Annotated in this window: 15 protein-coding genes; 5 read left to right on the top strand and 10 right to left on the bottom strand. The window is 60.6% G+C overall.

The annotated features are described in order from the left end of the window. Window positions 1-44 precede the first annotated feature (44 nt). Both groL and KIP88_RS18155 read right to left on the bottom strand, forming a co-directional pair. On the bottom strand, window positions 45-1,694 hold the full coding sequence (gene groL / locus KIP88_RS18160) for a chaperonin GroEL (protein ID WP_214489305.1): 1,650 nt from the start codon (window positions 1,692-1,694) through the stop codon (window positions 45-47). A 136-nt stretch (window positions 1,695-1,830) separates the two neighbouring features. Then, complete coding sequence (locus KIP88_RS18155; RefSeq protein ID WP_214489303.1) at window positions 1,831-2,148, bottom strand: co-chaperone GroES; 318 nt, start codon at window positions 2,146-2,148, stop codon at window positions 1,831-1,833. A gap of 265 nt (window positions 2,149-2,413) precedes the next feature. On the opposite strand from KIP88_RS18155, the gene KIP88_RS18150 reads away from it, so the two are divergent. The 4 genes from KIP88_RS18150 to KIP88_RS18135 all read left to right on the top strand — a co-directional run bounded on the left by KIP88_RS18150 (window position 2,414) and on the right by KIP88_RS18135 (window position 5,474). Beyond that, window positions 2,414-2,698 carry an usg protein gene (locus tag KIP88_RS18150; protein ID WP_214489301.1) on the top strand — a complete coding sequence of 95 codons (285 nt, stop codon included), beginning with the start codon at window positions 2,414-2,416 and terminating at the stop codon, window positions 2,696-2,698. Between the two features lie 677 nt (window positions 2,699-3,375). Beyond that, window positions 3,376-3,537 carry a hypothetical protein gene (locus KIP88_RS18145; RefSeq protein ID WP_214489300.1) on the top strand — a complete coding sequence of 54 codons (162 nt, stop codon included), beginning with the start codon at window positions 3,376-3,378 and terminating at the stop codon, window positions 3,535-3,537. Between the two features lie 743 nt (window positions 3,538-4,280). After that, a complete protein-coding gene (locus KIP88_RS18140; protein ID WP_074278830.1) occupies window positions 4,281-4,484 on the top strand; it encodes a cold-shock protein in 204 nt (67 codons plus the stop codon). Between the two features lie 177 nt (window positions 4,485-4,661). Further along, window positions 4,662-5,474, top strand: coding sequence for a nickel-binding protein (locus tag KIP88_RS18135; RefSeq protein ID WP_214489298.1), 813 nt, complete (start codon window positions 4,662-4,664; stop codon window positions 5,472-5,474). 190 nt (window positions 5,475-5,664) lie between these two features. Here the strand turns inward: KIP88_RS18135 and KIP88_RS18130 are convergent, their stop codons facing one another. Genes KIP88_RS18130 through KIP88_RS18120 form a run of 3 tightly spaced genes read right to left on the bottom strand, consistent with a single transcriptional unit; the run spans window position 5,665 to window position 9,208 of the window. Beyond that, window positions 5,665-6,396, bottom strand: a complete 732-nt coding sequence (locus KIP88_RS18130; RefSeq protein WP_214489297.1) for an ABC transporter ATP-binding protein — start codon at window positions 6,394-6,396, stop codon at window positions 5,665-5,667. Then, on the bottom strand, window positions 6,393-8,162 hold the full coding sequence (locus KIP88_RS18125; RefSeq protein WP_214489296.1) for an ATP-binding cassette domain-containing protein: 1,770 nt from the start codon (window positions 8,160-8,162) through the stop codon (window positions 6,393-6,395). Before KIP88_RS18125 ends, KIP88_RS18130 begins: the two co-directional genes overlap by 4 nt. A gap of 5 nt (window positions 8,163-8,167) precedes the next feature. Further along, window positions 8,168-9,208: a branched-chain amino acid ABC transporter permease gene (locus KIP88_RS18120; RefSeq protein ID WP_214489295.1), complete on the bottom strand. Its 1,041-nt coding sequence runs from the start codon at window positions 9,206-9,208 to the stop codon at window positions 8,168-8,170. 174 nt (window positions 9,209-9,382) lie between these two features. Here KIP88_RS18120 and KIP88_RS18115 point away from each other — a divergent pair, with 174 nt between their 5' ends. After that, a complete protein-coding gene (locus KIP88_RS18115) occupies window positions 9,383-9,898 on the top strand; it encodes a MarR family winged helix-turn-helix transcriptional regulator (RefSeq protein ID WP_214489294.1) in 516 nt (171 codons plus the stop codon). 11 nt (window positions 9,899-9,909) lie between these two features. On the opposite strand, the gene KIP88_RS18110 is transcribed toward KIP88_RS18115, so the two are convergent. The 5 genes from KIP88_RS18110 to KIP88_RS18090 form a co-directional block, all read right to left on the bottom strand. Beyond that, window positions 9,910-12,057: an EAL domain-containing protein gene (locus tag KIP88_RS18110; RefSeq protein ID WP_214489293.1), complete on the bottom strand. Its 2,148-nt coding sequence runs from the start codon at window positions 12,055-12,057 to the stop codon at window positions 9,910-9,912. Between the two features lie 181 nt (window positions 12,058-12,238). After that, on the bottom strand, window positions 12,239-13,528 hold the full coding sequence (locus KIP88_RS18105; protein WP_214489292.1) for a glycerate kinase: 1,290 nt from the start codon (window positions 13,526-13,528) through the stop codon (window positions 12,239-12,241). A 129-nt stretch (window positions 13,529-13,657) separates the two neighbouring features. After that, window positions 13,658-14,884, bottom strand: a complete 1,227-nt coding sequence (locus tag KIP88_RS18100; RefSeq protein ID WP_214489291.1) for an ABC transporter substrate-binding protein — start codon at window positions 14,882-14,884, stop codon at window positions 13,658-13,660. A 161-nt stretch (window positions 14,885-15,045) separates the two neighbouring features. Further along, window positions 15,046-16,275: an ABC transporter substrate-binding protein gene (locus KIP88_RS18095; protein ID WP_214489290.1), complete on the bottom strand. Its 1,230-nt coding sequence runs from the start codon at window positions 16,273-16,275 to the stop codon at window positions 15,046-15,048. Window positions 16,276-16,458: 183 nt separating this feature from the next. Continuing rightward, window positions 16,459-17,682 carry an ABC transporter substrate-binding protein gene (locus tag KIP88_RS18090; protein WP_214489288.1) on the bottom strand — a complete coding sequence of 408 codons (1,224 nt, stop codon included), beginning with the start codon at window positions 17,680-17,682 and terminating at the stop codon, window positions 16,459-16,461. Window positions 17,683-17,687 lie beyond the last annotated feature (5 nt).

The raw sequence follows: 17,687 nt of genomic DNA, 5'->3' as shown, positions 1-17,687 counted from the left end.
ATGCTGCCGGGCCTTTCTTATTGTTGTGCTCTGAATGGTTGGAGTTAGAAGTCCATACCTCCCATGGCACCCATGCCGCCGCCCGGAGGCATGCCGCCAGCGCCGGCGTTCTTCTTCGGCACTTCGGCCACCATGGCTTCCGTGGTGATCAGGAGAGCCGCGACGGACGCTGCGTTCTGTATCGCCACACGAACCACCTTGGTCGGGTCGATGATGCCCTTGGAGATCAGGTTGGCGTATTCGCCGGTCTGCGAGTCGAAGCCGTAGGAATATTGATCCTTCTCGAGGATCTTGCCGATGATCACCGAACCGTCTTCGCCAGCATTGATGGCGATTTGGCGGGCTGGATACGACAACGCCTTGCGGACGATTTCGACGCCGGTCTTCTGGTCGTCGTTCTTGGTGCGAAGTCCCTTGAGATGCTGGGAGGCGCGCAACAGGGCGACGCCGCCGCCCGGCACGATGCCTTCTTCAACCGCCGCACGGGTCGCATGCATCGCGTCATCCACGCGATCCTTGCGCTCCCTCACCTCGACTTCGGTCGCGCCGCCGACGCGGATCACCGCGACGCCGCCCGCGAGCTTGGCCAGACGCTCCTGCAGCTTCTCACGGTCGTAGTCCGAGGTGGTTTCCTCGATCTGCGCCTTGATCTGCTGAACGCGCGCCTCGATGTCGGCCCTCTTGCCGGCGCCGCTGACGATTGTGGTGTTTTCCTTGTCGATCATCACCTTCTTGGCGCGGCCGAGCATCTGCAGGGTGACGTTCTCGAGCTTGATGCCGAGATCTTCCGAGATCGCCTGACCACCGGTCAGAACCGCGATGTCCTGCAGCATGGCCTTGCGGCGATCGCCGAAGCCCGGAGCCTTCACGGCAGCAACCTTGAGGCCACCACGCAGACGGTTGACGACGAGGGTGGCAAGCGCTTCGCCTTCGACGTCTTCCGCTATAATCACAAGCGGCTTGCCGCTCTGCACCACGGCCTCGAGCAAGGGAAGCAATTCATTCAACTGAGATAGCTTCTTTTCGTTGATGAGGACGTAGGCATCTTCCATTTCAACGCGCATCTTGTCGGCGTTGGTGACGAAGTAGGGCGAGATGTAGCCGCGGTCGAACTGCATGCCCTCGACGACCTCGAGTTCGGTCTCGAGCGACTTGGCTTCTTCAACCGTGATGACGCCCTCGTTGCCGACCTTCTTCATGGCGTCGGAGAGGAACTTGCCGATCTCGGCGTCGCCGTTGGCGGAGATGGTGCCGACCTGGGCGATTTCCTCGTTCGAGGTGACCTTCTTGGAGTTCTTGACGAGGTCGGCGACCACGGCTTCCACCGCCATGTCGATACCGCGCTTCAGATCCATCGGGTTCATGCCGGCGGCAACGGACTTGGCGCCTTCTCGGACGATCGCAGCCGCGAGAACGGTCGCGGTGGTGGTGCCGTCGCCGGCAGCGTCTGCCGACTTGGAGGCGACTTCGCGCACCATCTGCGCGCCCATGTTCTCGAACTTGTCCTCTAGCTCGATCTCCTTGGCGACGGTGACGCCGTCCTTGGTGATACGGGGAGCGCCGAACGACTTGTCGAGGACGACGTTGCGGCCCTTGGGGCCGAGCGTCACCTTGACCGCGTTGTTGAGAATTTCAACGCCGCGCAACATCCTGTCGCGGGCGTCGACGCCGAATTTGACTTCTTTGGCTGACATAATGATCTCCGTTTGAAACTGATCCTCATCCGGAGGAGCCCGGAGGGCGTCTCGAAGGATGAGATGAGTTGAGCTTGGAGCTCATCCTTCGAGATGCCGGCTGCGCCGGCTCCTCAGGATGAGGGAGCGGGTGCGGTTAGGCGGCCTTCTTCTTGGCAGCCGGAACGTCGGTTAGGACACCCATGATGTCGCTTTCCTTCATGATCAACAGCTCCTGGCCGTCGATCTTGACTTCGGTGCCCGACCATTTGCCGAACAGCACGCGGTCGCCAACCTTGAGGTCGATCGGGATCAGCTTGCCGGCTTCGTCGCGGCCACCCGGGCCCACGCCGACGATTTCTCCCTGCGAGGGCTTTTCCTTGGCACTGTCCGGAATGATGATGCCGCCTGCGGTTTTATCTTCGGCATCGATGCGTTTGACCACGACACGGTCGTGGAGCGGACGGAATTTCATGCGGTCCTCCCTGGCTTTTGTGATTTTCTGGATTGGCAGTCGCAATGCGCGAGTGCTAGCCGCTCTTCACATAAGCTTGTGACACTGGGGCGCAAGGGCTTCAGCCCGCGATGTTTGACTGCGACTTGAGTTTCTGGAGGAGGGACGACTGCTAGCAGGTGAAGTAACATGCTGCTAGCGCGTTGATTGCTATGACCTATTGAACGTTTTCCTTTTTGGCGAATTGAGAATCACGCATTACTCTTCAGTTGGGCTGGAGGTTGGCATGGTCGAGAACGATGCGGTTTCCAAGGATTTCAGGAAGCAGGTCTTAGGCTACGGACTGACAACAGCGGAAATCGTTTATCGCCGTCCGGATCGGCGCTGGCTGCTGCAAACTTACGTTTGGCAGGACTACGATATGTTTCCGGATTTCCCGGCGTTGAAGGATTTCCTCGCGTTTTGGGAAACAAAGCTCGAAGGTCCGCTGTTTGCAGTCACCGTTGCGCACTCCAAACTGATCAAGCCTGCTGAACTACGCGCCGTCGACGGAGTCTTTCGGCTGCATTAACTCCGGCGCTGCGAAAATCGCAAAGGCATTGAATCGTACTCCGGGTACGACAACAGCAAAGCGCATATGCATATGTTGGACGTGCCGCTTAGCACGAGGGGGTAACAAGCGGTCTGCCGCATTTGAACTGAACGGCTTTCTTTTTGATTTGCCGGAACGAACCTCCGTGGGCTCGGTTGTCATATGTTCCCGACCATTAAGGAGACGGGATGACCAACAGAATGATCCCAACAAGTATGGTCAGCAGAATCGACAGGGCGATTAGTCCGCCAAGTCCGGCCAGAACCCGAATCAGGCGCCTGACCAACAGACGCAAAATCCAAACCAGAGCGGCCAGCAGAGCGGCGGCTAACAAAGAGATCCGCAACGCTAACGAAAACGAACTGCTCGCTTCGACGTGAATAGCATGAAAAGTCTCCTGTCCGTAGTCGACGTAAAGGCTGACCGTATTTACAACGCCGTAAGCGCCGGCAAGCCAGACGGCATCTCAGCTTGTGCCCGTCGGCTTGCCGCCCAACTAACCGCTTGAGCGATGTCAGTGCCATGTTGGTGACGGCTTGCCCCAGCATGTCGTCATCTTTCTCGATCGTTCCGGCAGACATACGTGCTCGACACTTCCCATCCTCCATTCGCAAGCGCACCATGCGCTTCGGTCCATGCCCTCAGAGGAGGTAGCTATGGAACATCAATTTTTCATTCGCCGGCAAAACCTTAAGCTCTATCGCAGTCTCGTGGCTGCATCGGAAGCGGCGGCAGCGAAAGCTGACGCGCGGCAGGAGAAGTTTCTAAAGCTACTGGCAGAGGAAGTAGCGAACGAACCGCCGCCCAGAAAGAACTAAGGCGCTTGATGCCGGCATGAGTGGCTTAACCTGTCAAAAACAACTAGGAGCGGCTACTGCGAAAGATCCATCTCTAGCGGCAAGTTTAGTTTGCCTTCTTTCCGGACTTCGGCAATTCCCTTCGCGGCATTGCCGAACATACAGGGCATTGTTGGCGCTGCGATCGCGGACATTGCGATGTCGATCAGGGGCGCTTTTGCGGGCGCTAGCCCTTCAAGTACAAAATCCGCCGGTTCACTCCGGCGCGCCTTACCTGGGTGGGTGCAAATCGCCTTGAAGCCAGCGTCCAAGGGACTTGGACTTCATAGGGTCTTCATACGCGGCAAGGGTCGTATGTGCGTGGTTGCAGATAGCGCATTCAAAGGTATGCAAGTCGACGCCCGGGCGTGCTAGCTCGATACTGACGAGCATCATCGGGGCCTTGCACTTCGGACAAGCGGGGCGCTCAATTGCAGCGAATGGAATCACGGACGACAGGCGTTGAGACTGGGGCATGATGCTTCCCTCGAATAGGCGGGAGCGCAACACTCTCTGTCACCGGTAATGCCTGGGAGGCGGAGCGGTGATTGCCCCAATATGCGCCTCCAGGGGTCTCAAAAGCGAGTTAATTCGCGGATATTTGGAAGGAAGGCAGGCACCAGCCGATACTTCGGCCCTGCCGGCTCACCCTGGCGGGTTTTGCTTGCCTTTCCCATCGGCACGAGGTTGTCTCTAGGTCCTATCGGATATGGGAGACGACCAAGGTGGCAACCGGAACGGTGAAGTGGTTCAACGCGACAAAGGGCTATGGATTCATTCAGCCCGATAACGGCAGCAAGGATGTGTTCGTGCACATCTCCGCGGTCGAGAAAGCTGGGCTCAGCACACTCAATGAGGGTGCAAAGGTCAGCTACGAGGAAGTGCCCAACAAGGGGAAGACTTCGGCGGAGAATTTGAGGGTCGGGTGACTTCGGAAGGGCATGGCGAAGCCCGCCGCTCCCGTCGGAGGGGGCGCGCGGTTCGCTGCGCCGGGTATCTGCAGTCCCAATTGCAAGCTGTTACATTAAATGGCGCTTTCGGCGAAACACCATGCTTGGTGCAGATTTGAAACGAGTCCGTCTGAAGAAACGGGTGGAGCAACACCAGTGCCAATTTTCCTCGACCGACACGATCTCTCAGGCCTGACAGCTTCCGATATCGCCGAGGCGCATCGAAAAGACCTGGAAGTGCAAGATCAATACGGAGTTCGTTTCTTGACGTATTGGTTTGATGAATCGCGCGGTACGGGCTTCTGTCTCATTGACGCACCGGATATCCAAACTGCGATGCGGGTTCATGACGAAGCTCACGGCGAAGTGGCGAAAGATGTGATCGAAGTGGACCTCTCAGCCGTCCAGGCGTTTCTGGGGAGAGTGTCTGATCCGGAACCGAGCGGCGAGGCAAACAACGTCACAATCGATTCAGCCCTGCGGGCCATTATGTTCACTGACATCGTTGGCTCTACCAGCATGACAGAGCGTCTTGGCGATGCCCGATCTGTGGAGATGGTTCGGGCACATGACGCGCTGGTTCGCCGCGCATTGAAGGACAAGGGTGGGCATGTGGTGAAGCACACTGGCGACGGCATCATGGCATCCTTCGCCGACGCGGCCGCCTCCGTGCAATGCGCCCGCGCCATCCAGCAAGCGTTTGAAGCCTTCAATCTGGCAAGCAAAGAGAAGCTTCAGGTGCGAATTGGTATTGACGTCGGAGAACCGATTGCGGACAGCAACGACCTTTTTGGTGCGACCGTTCAACTGGCTGCTCGTTTGTGCCAGTTGGCCGAGCCCGATGCCATTCTTGTATCAAATGCCGTTCAGGATCGCATCCGGGATCGCTTGCATGTCACAAACATTGGTCCCTGCCATCTCAAGGGCTTCCTGCAGCCTGTTGATGTATACGGAATCGAATGGCGTTAGCTGTCGCGACTGCCGACGACGTATCGAATGAGGCGACGACGTCCGCTGTTGGCACTTTTGAGACATGCCGCCCCTCACGATGAATGTCGGTTTCCGGACTTCTCGGACATCACGCAATTTCCAACTTAAGTCCGGAAATGCGCACCAAAGCGGACGTCCACCGACCGCTCTGAACTTACGGGTTCACCCCCTAAATCCCGCTTGCGCCTTCGTGCTGGAAGCCGAGATAGCTCGCCGCGACGCGCTGGTTGGACGCGATATCCTTGGCCGATCCGGACAGGATGAATTCGCCGAGCTCCATGACATAGGCGCGGTCGGCGATCTTGAGGGCCGCTTGCGCGTTCTGTTCGACCAGCAGCACCGAGACGCCGGCGGCGCGCAGTTCGCCGATGGTGCGGAAGATGTCGGCGACGATGATCGGCGCCAACCCGAGGCTCGGTTCGTCCAGCATCAACAGTTTTGGCGCGCCCATCAGCGCGCGGCCCATCGCCAGCATCTGCTGCTCGCCGCCCGACAGCGTGCCGGCCAGCTGCTTGCGCCGCTCCTTCAGCCGCGGAAACAGCGCATAGACGCGCTCGAACGATTTTGCCGTCGTGGCCTTCGGAATCCGGAAGGCGCCGAGCTGCAGATTGTCCTCGACATTCATGGTGCCGAACAATTCACGGTGCTCGGGCACGAGACACAAGCCCGCCGCGACGCGATCCTCGATGTCGAGCGGGGCCATGTCGGTGCCGGCGAAAGCGGTGGCGCCCTTGAGCGGCAGCACGCCCATGATGGCGTTCAACAGCGTAGTCTTGCCGGCCCCGTTGGCGCCGATGATGGTGACGATCTCGTTGCCGGCGACTTGAAGCGAAACCGAGCGCACGGCTTCGACCTTGCCGTAGGAAACATGCGCGTCGGAGACCGATAACAGCGCGCTCATGCGGTAGCTCCGAGATAGGCCTTGATCACGTCGGGATTGGTCTTGATCGCGGCCGGCGTGCCCTCGGCGATCTTTGTGCCGAAATCCAGCACCACGATGCGATCGGCGAGATCCATCACAAAACCCATGTCGTGCTCGACCAGCAGCACCGACATGCCGCCGTCGCGCAATTGACGAAGTAGTGCGGCGAGCCGCTGCTTCTCCATGTGACGCAGTCCCGCGGCCGGCTCGTCGAGCAGCAGCAGCAACGGATCGACGCATAGCGCGCGTGCAATCTCGACGATGCGCTGCTGGCCCAGCGACAGGCTTCCCGCCAACTGGTCGATCTGGTCGCCGAGGCCGACGCGCTCGATCTGGCGCGCGGCTTCCGCCAGCAGTTTCGCCTCGTCGGCCCGGTCCAGCCGGAACATGCTGGCGACTGCGCCGGAAGACCCGCGCAGATGCGCGCCGATCGCGACGTTTTCCAGCACGGTCATGTCGGGCACCAGCTTGACGTGCTGGAACGTGCGGGCGACGCCGAGTTTTACAACTTCCTGCGGCGGGGCGTTGTCGACCTTGTGGCCGAGCACCGAGATGGTGCCGCCGGTCGTGGTCAGCACGCCCGTGATCAGGTTGAAGGTCGTACTCTTGCCGGCGCCGTTGGGCCCGATCAGGGCGACGATCTCGCGGGCCTGGACGTCAAAGGAGACGTCGTTGACGGCAATCACACCACCGAACTGCTTGCGCGCTTTCTCGATCTGCAGCAGCGCGGCGGCAGTGGCCGGCGCGCGCTCGCGCTTGGCAAGGGGAAGCGACGTATCGGGCACCTTGCGGCCCGGCTTGATCGGCAGATGCGCCATCAGCCAGGGCCAGACGCCGGTCGGCGCCAGTTGCAGCAGGACGACCAGCAGGATGCCGAACACGATGGTCTCAAGCTGGCTCTGGCCACCAAAAATATACGGCAGGTAGCTCTGCAGGATTTCCTTGAGGACCACGACGATACCGGCGCCGAGCACCGCGCCCCAGACATAACCCGCGCCGCCGACCACGGCGATGAAGAGATATTCGATGCCGGCATGTGCACCGAACGGGGTCGGGTTGGCCGCGCGCTGGAAATGCGCATAGAGCCAGCCGGAGAGGCCGGCGAGAACAGCCGCATAAACGAACACCAGCAGTTTTGCGCGCGGCGTCTGCACGCCAAACGCTTCGCCCGCGATATGACCGCGCCGCAGCGCGCGGATCGCGCGGCCGGTGCGGGAGTCCAGCAGGTTCATGGTCAGCAGCGCCGAGATGAGAACCCCGATCCAGATCGCGAAATAGATCGTGCCGGGATCGAGCATTTTGAAATTGCCGATCGAGAGCGGCGGAATGCCCGATATGCCGTCATTGCGGCCGAGGAATTCCAGCTTGCTGAACAGATAGAACAGGCCGATGCCCCAGGCGATGGTGCCGAGCGGCAGATAGTGGCCGGACAGGCGCACCGTGACGATGCCGAGCAAGACGGCGGCGATGCCGCTGACCAGCAGCGAGAGCGGCAATGTCAGCCACGGTGAAAAACCATAGGCGGTCGTCAGCACCGCCGTGGTGTAAGCGCCGAAGCCGCAAAACGCGGCCTGACCGAACGAGGTGAGTCCGCCGACGCCGGTCAGCAGCACCAGCCCCATCGCCACCAGGGCTGCGAGGCCGATATTGTTGAGCAGCACGATCCAGAACGGCGGCACGCCCGGAATGAACGGGATCGCCGCCATGACGAGTGCGAAGATGAGGACAGGAAGCCGCTGATGCATTGCCGTCAGTCCTTCTCTTCCTCGACCGCGGGCGCTGCGAGCGAGCGCAGCACCAGCACGGGAAGGATCAGCGTAAAGACGATGACCTCCTTGAAATTACTGGCGTAGAACGAGGAGAACGCCTCGACGCTGCCGACGATCAAGGCCGCCACCGCCGTCAGTGGATAGCTCACCAGCCCGCCAATGATCGCGGCGATGAAACCTTTCAGGCCGATCAGGAAACCGGTGTCGTAATAGAGCGTGGTGATCGGCACGATCAGGATGCCGGAAATCGCGCCGATCACCGACGCCAGCAGGAAGGCGATCTGTCCCGACAGCGTGGTGCGGATGCCGACGAGGCGGGCGCCGAGCCGGTTGACGGCGGTGGCGCGCAGCGCCTTGCCCATCAGCGTGAAGCCGAAGAACAGCCATAGTGCTATGATGAAGGCAATCGTCAGTCCGTAGACCGCAAGGCTCTGGCCGGTGAAGCGCAAGGGACCGATCGTGAGCGCCGCGTTCGACAGCGCCGGGCCGCGCAGGCCTTCGGCGCCGAAGAACACCAGGCCCAGGCCCTGCAAGGCGAGATGGCAGCCGACGGAGGCGATAAGCAGCACCAGCACCGAGGTATGGGCGATCGGCTGGAACGCGATGCGGTAGAGGAACAATCCGATCGCCGCGACGATCAGCAGCGACAGCGCGATGTTGACCGCGATCGGCGTCTTGGGCCCGGCAAGGCCATAGGTCAGGGCCAGGATGGCGGCCGGCAGCACGATGTTGAGGGCAAGTGAGCGCAAGACCCGCTTGAGCCGCAGCGATCGCCGCGCGTCGAACAGATCGAGCGCGAAGGCGACCAGGCCCATCGCCATGGCGAGCCATGCGGTGCCCGGCACCTTGCCGGTCGCCAGTACGGCGTAGCTCAGCGCGCCGAAGGTGACGAATTCGCCCTGCGGGATCAGGATGACGCGGGTGACGGCAAACACCAGCACCAGCGCAAGCCCGAGCAGCGCATAGATCGCGCCATTGGTAATGCCGTCCTGCAGCAGGAACAGCATGATCGTCGTGTTCAAGACTGGCGCTCCCCCTAAAAGCGTCGCCGGTCCTGACCTCGTGCGGTCCGCCGGCCGTCCCATATCTCGGCAGTTGAAAGCCGCCGATATTTGATATACTCAATAACAATTATCAAATATAACATCAAGGCCCCGGCCACCGGCCGAGCCTTTTTTCGGGTGCGAGCGTTACGCATGACAGTTTCCAAGGCAGCGACCGATGCCGTCAAGCCGTCGCGCAGCAATGGCAAGGAAATTGATGGCGCCGCTGACAATGTCGGGCTGCAACTGGGCGAACTGGCCGAGCTGCTCGGCTATTCGCTCAAGCGTGCGCAGCTCAAGGTGTTCGAGGATTTCCTGCGCTGCGTCGCGCCGCTGCAACTGACGCCGGCGCAATTCTCGGTGCTGCTGCTGCTCGACCGCAACCCGGGACGCAACCAGACCGAAATCGCCAACACGCTCGGCATCCTCAGGCCGAATTTCGTCTCGATGCTGGATGCGCTGGAGAGCCGCGGCCTCTGCACCCGGATGCGCTCGACCAACGATCGCCGTTCGCACATCCTGGTTCTGACCGACAAGGGAAGGGCGGTGCTGGCGCGCGCCAAGAAGCTCGTTGCCAGCAAGCACGAGGCGCGGCTCAACGAATTGCTGGGCCCGGCCAACCGCGTAGCGTTGCTCGAAATGCTGTCGAAGATCGCCGCGGAATTTTGAGGGGCGCCCAATCAGGCCGCGACGATACGGCCTTGAACGTCGCGCGGCCCGCGTCCTGACAGGAATTGCCGCTCGATCTCGGCGGCGGGAAGCGGCTTGCTGAACAGGAAGCCCTGCATCTCCGTGCATCCTTCGGAAGCGATGCTGTGGAGTTGTTCGGCGGTTTCCACGCCCTCGGCGGTAGCCGTCATGCCCATGCCGTTGGCGAGCGCGGCAACCGCCCGCACGATGGTGAGCGAGCTCGAATCCTCGGTGATGTTCTTGACGAACGAGCGGTCGATCTTGATCTTGTCGAACGGAAAGCTCTGCAAGTAGGTCAGCGACGAATATCCCGTGCCGAAATCGTCCATGGCGATCCGGATCCCGAGCGCCCGCAACTGATGCAGCACCGCAAGCGTCGCTTCCTTATTGTGGAGCAGAACGGACTCGGTGATTTCGATCTCCAGCCGTGTGGGCGCGAGGCCGGAAGCCGCGAGCGCGCTGACGATCACCTGCATTAGGCCGGGGCTACGAAACTGGATCGCTGAAATATTGACGGCGACGTGAAGGTCGTCGGGCCATTGCGCCGCGGTGGCGCAGGCCTTCCGGATGACCCACTCGCCCAGCGGGACGATGAAGCCGATCTCTTCGGCCAGCGGGATGAAGGTGGCCGGCGAGATCAACCCCTTGGCCGGATGATTCCAGCGTATCAAGGCTTCAAAGCCGCTGATTTCGTTGTTCGCCAGGTTGACGACCGGCTGGTAGTGCAGCTCGAACTGACCTGCCGGCAGCGCCTTGCGCAGGTCCTGCTCCATGACGCGGCGGGTCTGCATCTGCAGATCCATCGCGGGCTCGAAGAAACGGAATGTGCCGCGGCCGTCGCTCTTGGCGCGGTAGAGCGCGAGGTCGGCGTTGCGCAACAATTTGTCGGGGTTCGACCCGTCGCCGGGGCCGACCGAAATGCCGATGCTGACGCCGATCACAGCCTGCTGGCCGTCGATGTCATAGGGCTCGCTCAGTGCGTCGATGACGCGCTGCGCCAGCGAAGTGGCCTCGGCGGGGTCCGCGATCGTGGCCTGCACGATTACGAATTCATCGCCTCCCATCCGCGCGATCGTATCGGCTTCACCGACGAGGGGGCGCAACCGTTCGGCGACGATCCTGAGCAGCTTGTCGCCGCAGGGATGGCCGAACGTATCGTTCACGGCCTTGAACTGATCGAGATCGAGGTGATGGACGGCGACCATTTCGCCGTGCTGGACCCGGCCCAGCGCATATTCGAGCCGCTCGTTCAGCAGTACCCGGTTGGCCAGATCAGTCAGCGCATCATGGTGCGCCATGTATTCGATCTTGACCTCGGACTGGCGCTGCTCGGTGATGTCCTCGTGCGTCGCGACCCAGCCGCCGCCGGGCATCGGCCGGTGACGGATCTTGAAGGTGCGCCCGTTCATCAATTCGACGATGCTGTCCTTCGCCTCGTTGGAAACCGCCACATTGGTGCGCCAGCGCAGATATTCGTCCCGCGTCATGGCGGGGAAGCTGCCGGCTTCGAAGCGCAGGTCGACAATCTCGATCAGCGACATGCCGGGGCTGACGCGCTCGGGCGCGATATCGTACATCTCGACAAAGCGATCGTTGCACACGATCAGGCGGTGGTCGGAATCGAAGAAGCACAGCCCCTGCGACATGTTGTTGATCGCGGTGTCGAACTGGAAGTTTTTGGCGCGCAGCGCCTCTTCCTGCTCGCGGCCGAGCTCGTATTGCTTCTTCAGCCGGGCATTGAGCTCTTCACGCTCGGTGATGTCCTCGTGGGTCGCCATCCCGCCGCCGCCGGGCATCGGGTAGACGGTGTAGGCGATGATCCGGCCGTCGGTGAATTCCTGCACCGTGGTGTCGAGTGCGATGTCGCGGCCGACGCGCTCACGGATGTAATCATCGGGCGCGGTCTGCACTTTCAGGCCGAGCTTCAGCCGATGCTGGATCAGTTCACGGGTCGGGGTCCCCGGCGCCACCCGTTCAGGCGAAAGCCCGTACATTTCACTGTAACGGGCGTTGCAGAAAACGACTTCACGCTTCTCGTCGAAGACGACGATGCCGAGCGATAAATTGTTGATCGCCTCTTCGAGCCGCGCACTCAACTGCGCCGACCGTGGGGCGGTTAACTGGCCGTGATCCGTCATGTAGCGTTTCCCCAGCCGCTATCGGCGACTCTCCTCCCTCCAGGAGAACGGCCATTAGAAGCCCAAGCTGGTGAATTGCACCTTCGAGACGGGCAGATGCGCGTCGGTTCTTCGCAACTTGCTCAACAGAACGTTAACGCCGTTTCAGCACGTACAGGATGCCGGCAACGGATCGGAAAACCTAGGCGGAGTCCACCAGGATCACCCTGACGTCATTGACGTTGGTGAGCGTCGGACCGGTCAGCAGGAGATCGCCGGTGGCCGAAAAGAACGCGGTTGCATCGTTGTTGGCGAGATAGGCTGCGGGATCGAGGCCGAGCGACTTCATCTTCGCAAACGTCGTCTGATCGATCACGGCGCCGGCCGGATCGGTCGCGCTGCCGGCGCCGCCGTCGGCGCCGTCGGTGTCCGCGGCAAGCGCCACAATGCCTGAAGTGCCCTTCAGAAGATCCGCCAGCGCCAGCGCATATTCCTGGTTGGGGCCGCCACGGCCATTGCCGCGCACGGTCACCGTGAGTTCGCCGCCCGACAGGATCGCGATGCGTTTGCCATCGCTCTGTGCCTTCAGCGCCAGGCGCGCATGATCGGCCGCAACATCGCACGCCTCGCCTTCGAGATCGGCGCCGAGGCCGATGACCTCATAGCCTGCGTCCTTTGCGACCTTGATGGCCGCGTCGAGCGACGCCTTTGGTTTTGCGATCATCTCGAACTGCGCGCGGGCAAACGCACCATCGCCGGGCTTGCAGCTCTCATTCCCGGGATCTTCGAGGGCGCGCCTGACGGCATCGTCGACCGTGAGATTGTACCTCGCCACCAGCGCGCGGGCGTCCGCCAGCGTACTCGGATCCGGCACCGTCGGTCCCGATGCGATCGCGGACGGATCGTCATGCGGCACGTCGGAGATTGCGAGCGTGACGATTTCGGCGGCGCGCTGTCCGGCGCGGGCCAGCCGGCCGCCCTTGATCCGCGACAGATGCTTGCGGACGATATTCATCTCGCCGATCGGTGCACCCGAACGCAACAACGCGCGGTTCACCTGCTGCTTCTGTGCGAACGAAACTCCGTCGGCCGGCGCGATCCAGTTCGCGGAGCCGCCACCGGACAACAGCACCAGCAGCAGATCATCAGCGGTTGCCTCGGCGGCGAGGCGCAGCGTTTCGTCGGCGGCTTTCAGCCCGGCTTCGTCGGGCACGGGATGACCGGCCTCGATCACCCTGATCCGGCGCGTCGGCACGCCGTGGCCGTGGCGCGTGGTGGCAATACCGGTCAGTCGCGACGGATCGAGCCCCAGCGTATCGAGGTAATGTCGCTCGGCCGCAGCAGCCATCGCTGCCGCTCCCTTGCCGGCGGCGAGGCAGATCACGCGGCCTTTTGGTACGGAGCGCAGATGCGCCGACAGCACGACGTCGGGATGCGCGGCCGCGACAGCCGCGTCAAAGATCGCGCGCAGGAGGGGACGTCGGTCGGTCATGATGGCAACGGGGCTCTAGCGACGGGAGGTCTGGTTATCCATCCAATCGCTGCAAAAGAAAACCCCCGCGGGCGGGCCGCGGGGGTTCTTCTTCCGGCCCGCAAATGGGCCGATCAGGGTTCAAAATGACTAGCCGCCGGCGTCGCCGGAGAGGATTTCGCCGAAGCGTTCCCAGGTCTCGCCTTTGAACTTCACCAGTTGCATCTGGGAAATTGGCGCAAAATCGGTTGCTGACGTATTGATCTTGACGCCCGGCAACAGTCCCCCGAGTTCGAGGTCCTTCAAGCTTGCGGCCTGCTTCATCACGTTTTCCCTCGTGAGGTTGTCGCCGCTAGACTTCAGCACATGCTCCAGAGTTTGTGCCACCGTGTAACCATACACCACGAATGCATCGGCGCGGTTGGCCTCGGGGTAATACTTGTCCAGGAATTCGTTCCAGGCCTTCATGCCAGCATCATTCTTCCACTCCGCATCGGCGGGATCCTTGAGATATTGCGAAGAGATGATCTCTTGCGCGTTCTCAAAGCCGGCCGGTTTTATGACGCTGCCGATTGAGCCTGAGACGCTGTTGAGGAAGTGGAGGGGCTTCCAGCCGAGCTCGGCATTCTTCTTGATCGCCTGCGCGGCGAATTTCGGCGTGGTGATGTTGACAAACACGTCGGCGCCGGAAGCTTTCAGCTTGACGATATGGGAATCGATGGTCGGTTCGGAGACTTCATAGCTTTCCTCCAGGACGATCAGCGACGCCGCCTTGGCGCCGAGTCCATCCTTGAAGCCTTTCAGGTAGTCCTTACCGTAGTCGTCGTTCTGGTAGAGGATGCCGATCTTGGCATCCGGCTTATTCTTCAGCACGTACTTCGCATAGATCTGCGTTTCGCTCTGGTAGTTGGGCTGCCAGCCCATGGTCCAGGGGAAGTTCTTCGGATCGTTCCATTTGGTGGCGCCGGTCGCGACGAACAGTTGCGGCACCTTCTTGGTGTTGAGGTATTTCTGGATCGCGGTGTTCGGCGGGGTGCCCAGCGGATTGAAGACAACCAACGCCTCGTCGCTCTCGACCAGCTTACGGGCCTGCTCGACCGTCTTCGGCGGGCTGTAGGCGTCGTCATAGCTGATGAAGTTGATCTTGCGGCCGTTGATGCCGCCTTCGGCGTTGACCTTCCGGAAATAGGCTTCCTCGGTCTTTGCGATCACGCCATAGGCGGATGCGGGACCGCTGTAAGGCATGATGTTGCCGATTTTGATTTCGGTATCGGTTGCGCCGGTATCGTATTTCTTCTGTGCGAGAACGCCGCTCGTCGATACGGTAAGCAATCCAAGCGCGGCTGAAAGAACCGCCAGTTTTTTTATTGCGGACATTACGTCTCTCCCTTTTCATTTAACAAATGACAGTCGTCAGGCTTCTTCGATGAAGCTCTTTTTGACCGTGCCGTGATTAGCATCTTGCCAATGGCCTCACAACAAAAAGCCCCCTGCGACCATGCCGCAGGGGGCTGCATATTTGGCAGGTGAGCGGTGTGCTAGCCGCCAGCGTCATCGGAGAGAATTTCGCCGAAGCGTTCCCAGGTCTCGCCCTTTAACCTCATCAGTTGGACCTGTGAGATGGGAGCAAAGTCGGTAGCCGACGTGTTGACCTTGATGCCCGGCAGCAAGCCTCCGAGTTCGAGGTTCTTGATGCTCGCGGCCTGCTTCATGACGTTCTCTCGTGTGAGATTGTTGCCGCTGGCTTTCAACACATGCTCGAGGCCCTGTGCCACGGTGTAGGCATACATCACGAAGATGTCGGAACGATTGGCTTCCGGGTAATATTTGTCCAGGAACTCGGTCCAGGCCTTCATACCAGCGTCGTTCTTCCACTCCGCATCCGTCGGATCCTTCAGGTAGTTTGAAGAGATGATACCTTGGGAATTCTCAAAGCCCGCAGGCTTGATAACGCTGCCGATCGAGGAAGAGACGCCGTTGAGGAAGTGCAGCGGCTTCCAGCCGATCTCCTGGTTTTTCTTGATCGCCTGCGCGGCGAATTTCGGCGTGGTGATGTTGAAGAAGACGTCGGCGCCGCTCGATTTCATCTTGACGATGTGAGAGTCGATGGTCGGTTGGGAGACCTCATAACTTTCCTCGATCACGATCATCGAGGCGGCCTTGTCGCCAAGGCCGTCCTTGAAGCCCTTGAGGTAGTCCTTGCCGTAGTCGTCGTTCTGATAGAGCACCGCGATCTTGGCGTCGGGCTTGTTCTTCAGAATGTACTTCGCATAGATGGCGGATTCGCTCTGGTAGTTGGGCTGCCAGCCCATGGTCCAGGGGAAGTCCTTGGGGTCGTTCCATTTGGTGGCGCCGGTGGCGACGAACAGTTGCGGCACTTTCTTGGTGTTAAGGTATTTCTGGATCGCGGTATTAGGCGGCGTGCCCAGCGGATTGAAGACGAGCAGGACTTCATCGCTCTCCACCAGCTTGCGTGCTTGCTCGACCGTCTTCGGCGGGCTGTAGGCGTCGTCATAGCTGATGAAGTTGATCTTGCGGCCGTTGATGCCGCCTTCAGCGTTGACCTTCCTGAAATAGGCCTCTGCGGTTTTGCCGATCACGCCGTAGGCGGAAGCCGGTCCGCTGTAGGGCATGATGTTGCCGATCTTGATTTCGGTGTCACTCGCGCCGGTGTCGTATTTCTTTTGTGCAAATGCGCCGCTGCTGGTTGCGGCGAGCAGTGCGAGGGCCGCCGCAAAGGCTCCCAGTCGCAAGTTGATAACGGACATTTTTGATCTCCCTGGGATCAGGATGGATGTGTCATCTTCTTTTTGATTGGAGCGCTTGGCGGCTCTTGGATCGCATTGAATACCTTTCGGTCGCGTCCAGCAACAAAAAGCCCCCGCGACGACGTCGCGAGAGGCGATATTTAGTCTGAACCCCCGGGAAACTACCGTCCGGCGGAATATTGGTTAATGGCCGGCTTCGCCGCTGATGATGTCGCCGAACAGGTCCCACTTCTCGCCCTTGAAGCGCATCATCTGAAGCTGCTCGATCGGCGCGAAGTCGGTGGTCGAGGTGTTGATCTTGACGCCGGGCAGCAGGGTGTCGGGCGTGAAGTCCTTCAGGTTCGCAGCCTGCTTCATGATGTTCTCGCGGGTGAGATTGTCACCGCACATCTCGAGAACCTTGGTCAGGGTCTGTGCCGCGCCATACCCATAGACCACCGAGGTGTTGAGGCGGTCGGCTTCCGGATAGTACTTGTCGAGCAGGGCGAGAAACTTCTTCATCCCGGGATCGTCTTGCCATTGCGGGTCGGCTGCGTCCTTGGCGTAGGCGGCCGACAGGATGCCTTGCGCGTTCTCGAATCCCGCCGGCTTGATCACGCTGCCGACCGAAATCGAAACGTTGGAGAGGATGTGCATCGGCTTCCAGTCGATCTCGGCGAGCTTCTTGATCGCCTGGGCCGCAAACTTTGGCGTTGTGATGCTGATGAAGACATCGGCGCCCGTGGCCTTGAGCTTGACGATATGGCTGTCGATCGTCGGCTCCGAAATCTCGTAGCTTTCCTCGGCAACGATCATCGACGCCTTGGCGCCGAAGCCGTCCTTGAGCCCCTTGACGTAGTCCTTGCCGAAATCATCGTTCTGGTAGAGCACGACGACTTTGGCGTCCGGCTTTTCCTTCATCAGGTATTTCGCGTAGATCAGCGCTTCGCTCTGATAGCTGGGCTGCCACCCGATGGTCCACGGAAAGTGCTTTGGATCGTTCCACTTGGTCGCGCCGGTCGCGACGAACAGTTGCGGGACTTTCTTGGCGTTCAGGTATTTCTGGATCGCGCTGTTGGACGGCGTGCCGAGCGGATTGAACACCACCAGCACCTCGTCGCTCTCGACCAGCTTGCGCACCTGTTCGACGGCCTTGGGCGGACTGTAGGCATCGTCATAGGAAACGAACTTGACCTTGCGCCCGTTGATGCCGCCGTTGTCATTGACCATCCTGAAATAGGCTTCTTCGGTCTTGCCGATGACGCCATAGGCGGAGGCGGGACCGCTGTAGGGCACGATGTGACCGACCCTGATTTCGGTATCGGTCGCACCGGTGTCGTACTTCTTTTGGGCGAGGGCGCTTGCGGGAGCAAAAGCGAATGCGGCGACCGCCGCCCCGAAGGCGGCAGTCCGTAACGTTGCAGGCATAGTGT

The organism is Bradyrhizobium sp. SRL28, assembly GCF_018596315.1.
Lineage (GTDB): Bacteria > Pseudomonadota > Alphaproteobacteria > Rhizobiales > Xanthobacteraceae > Bradyrhizobium.
This window is presented reverse-complemented; position numbering and strand designations above follow the sequence as displayed.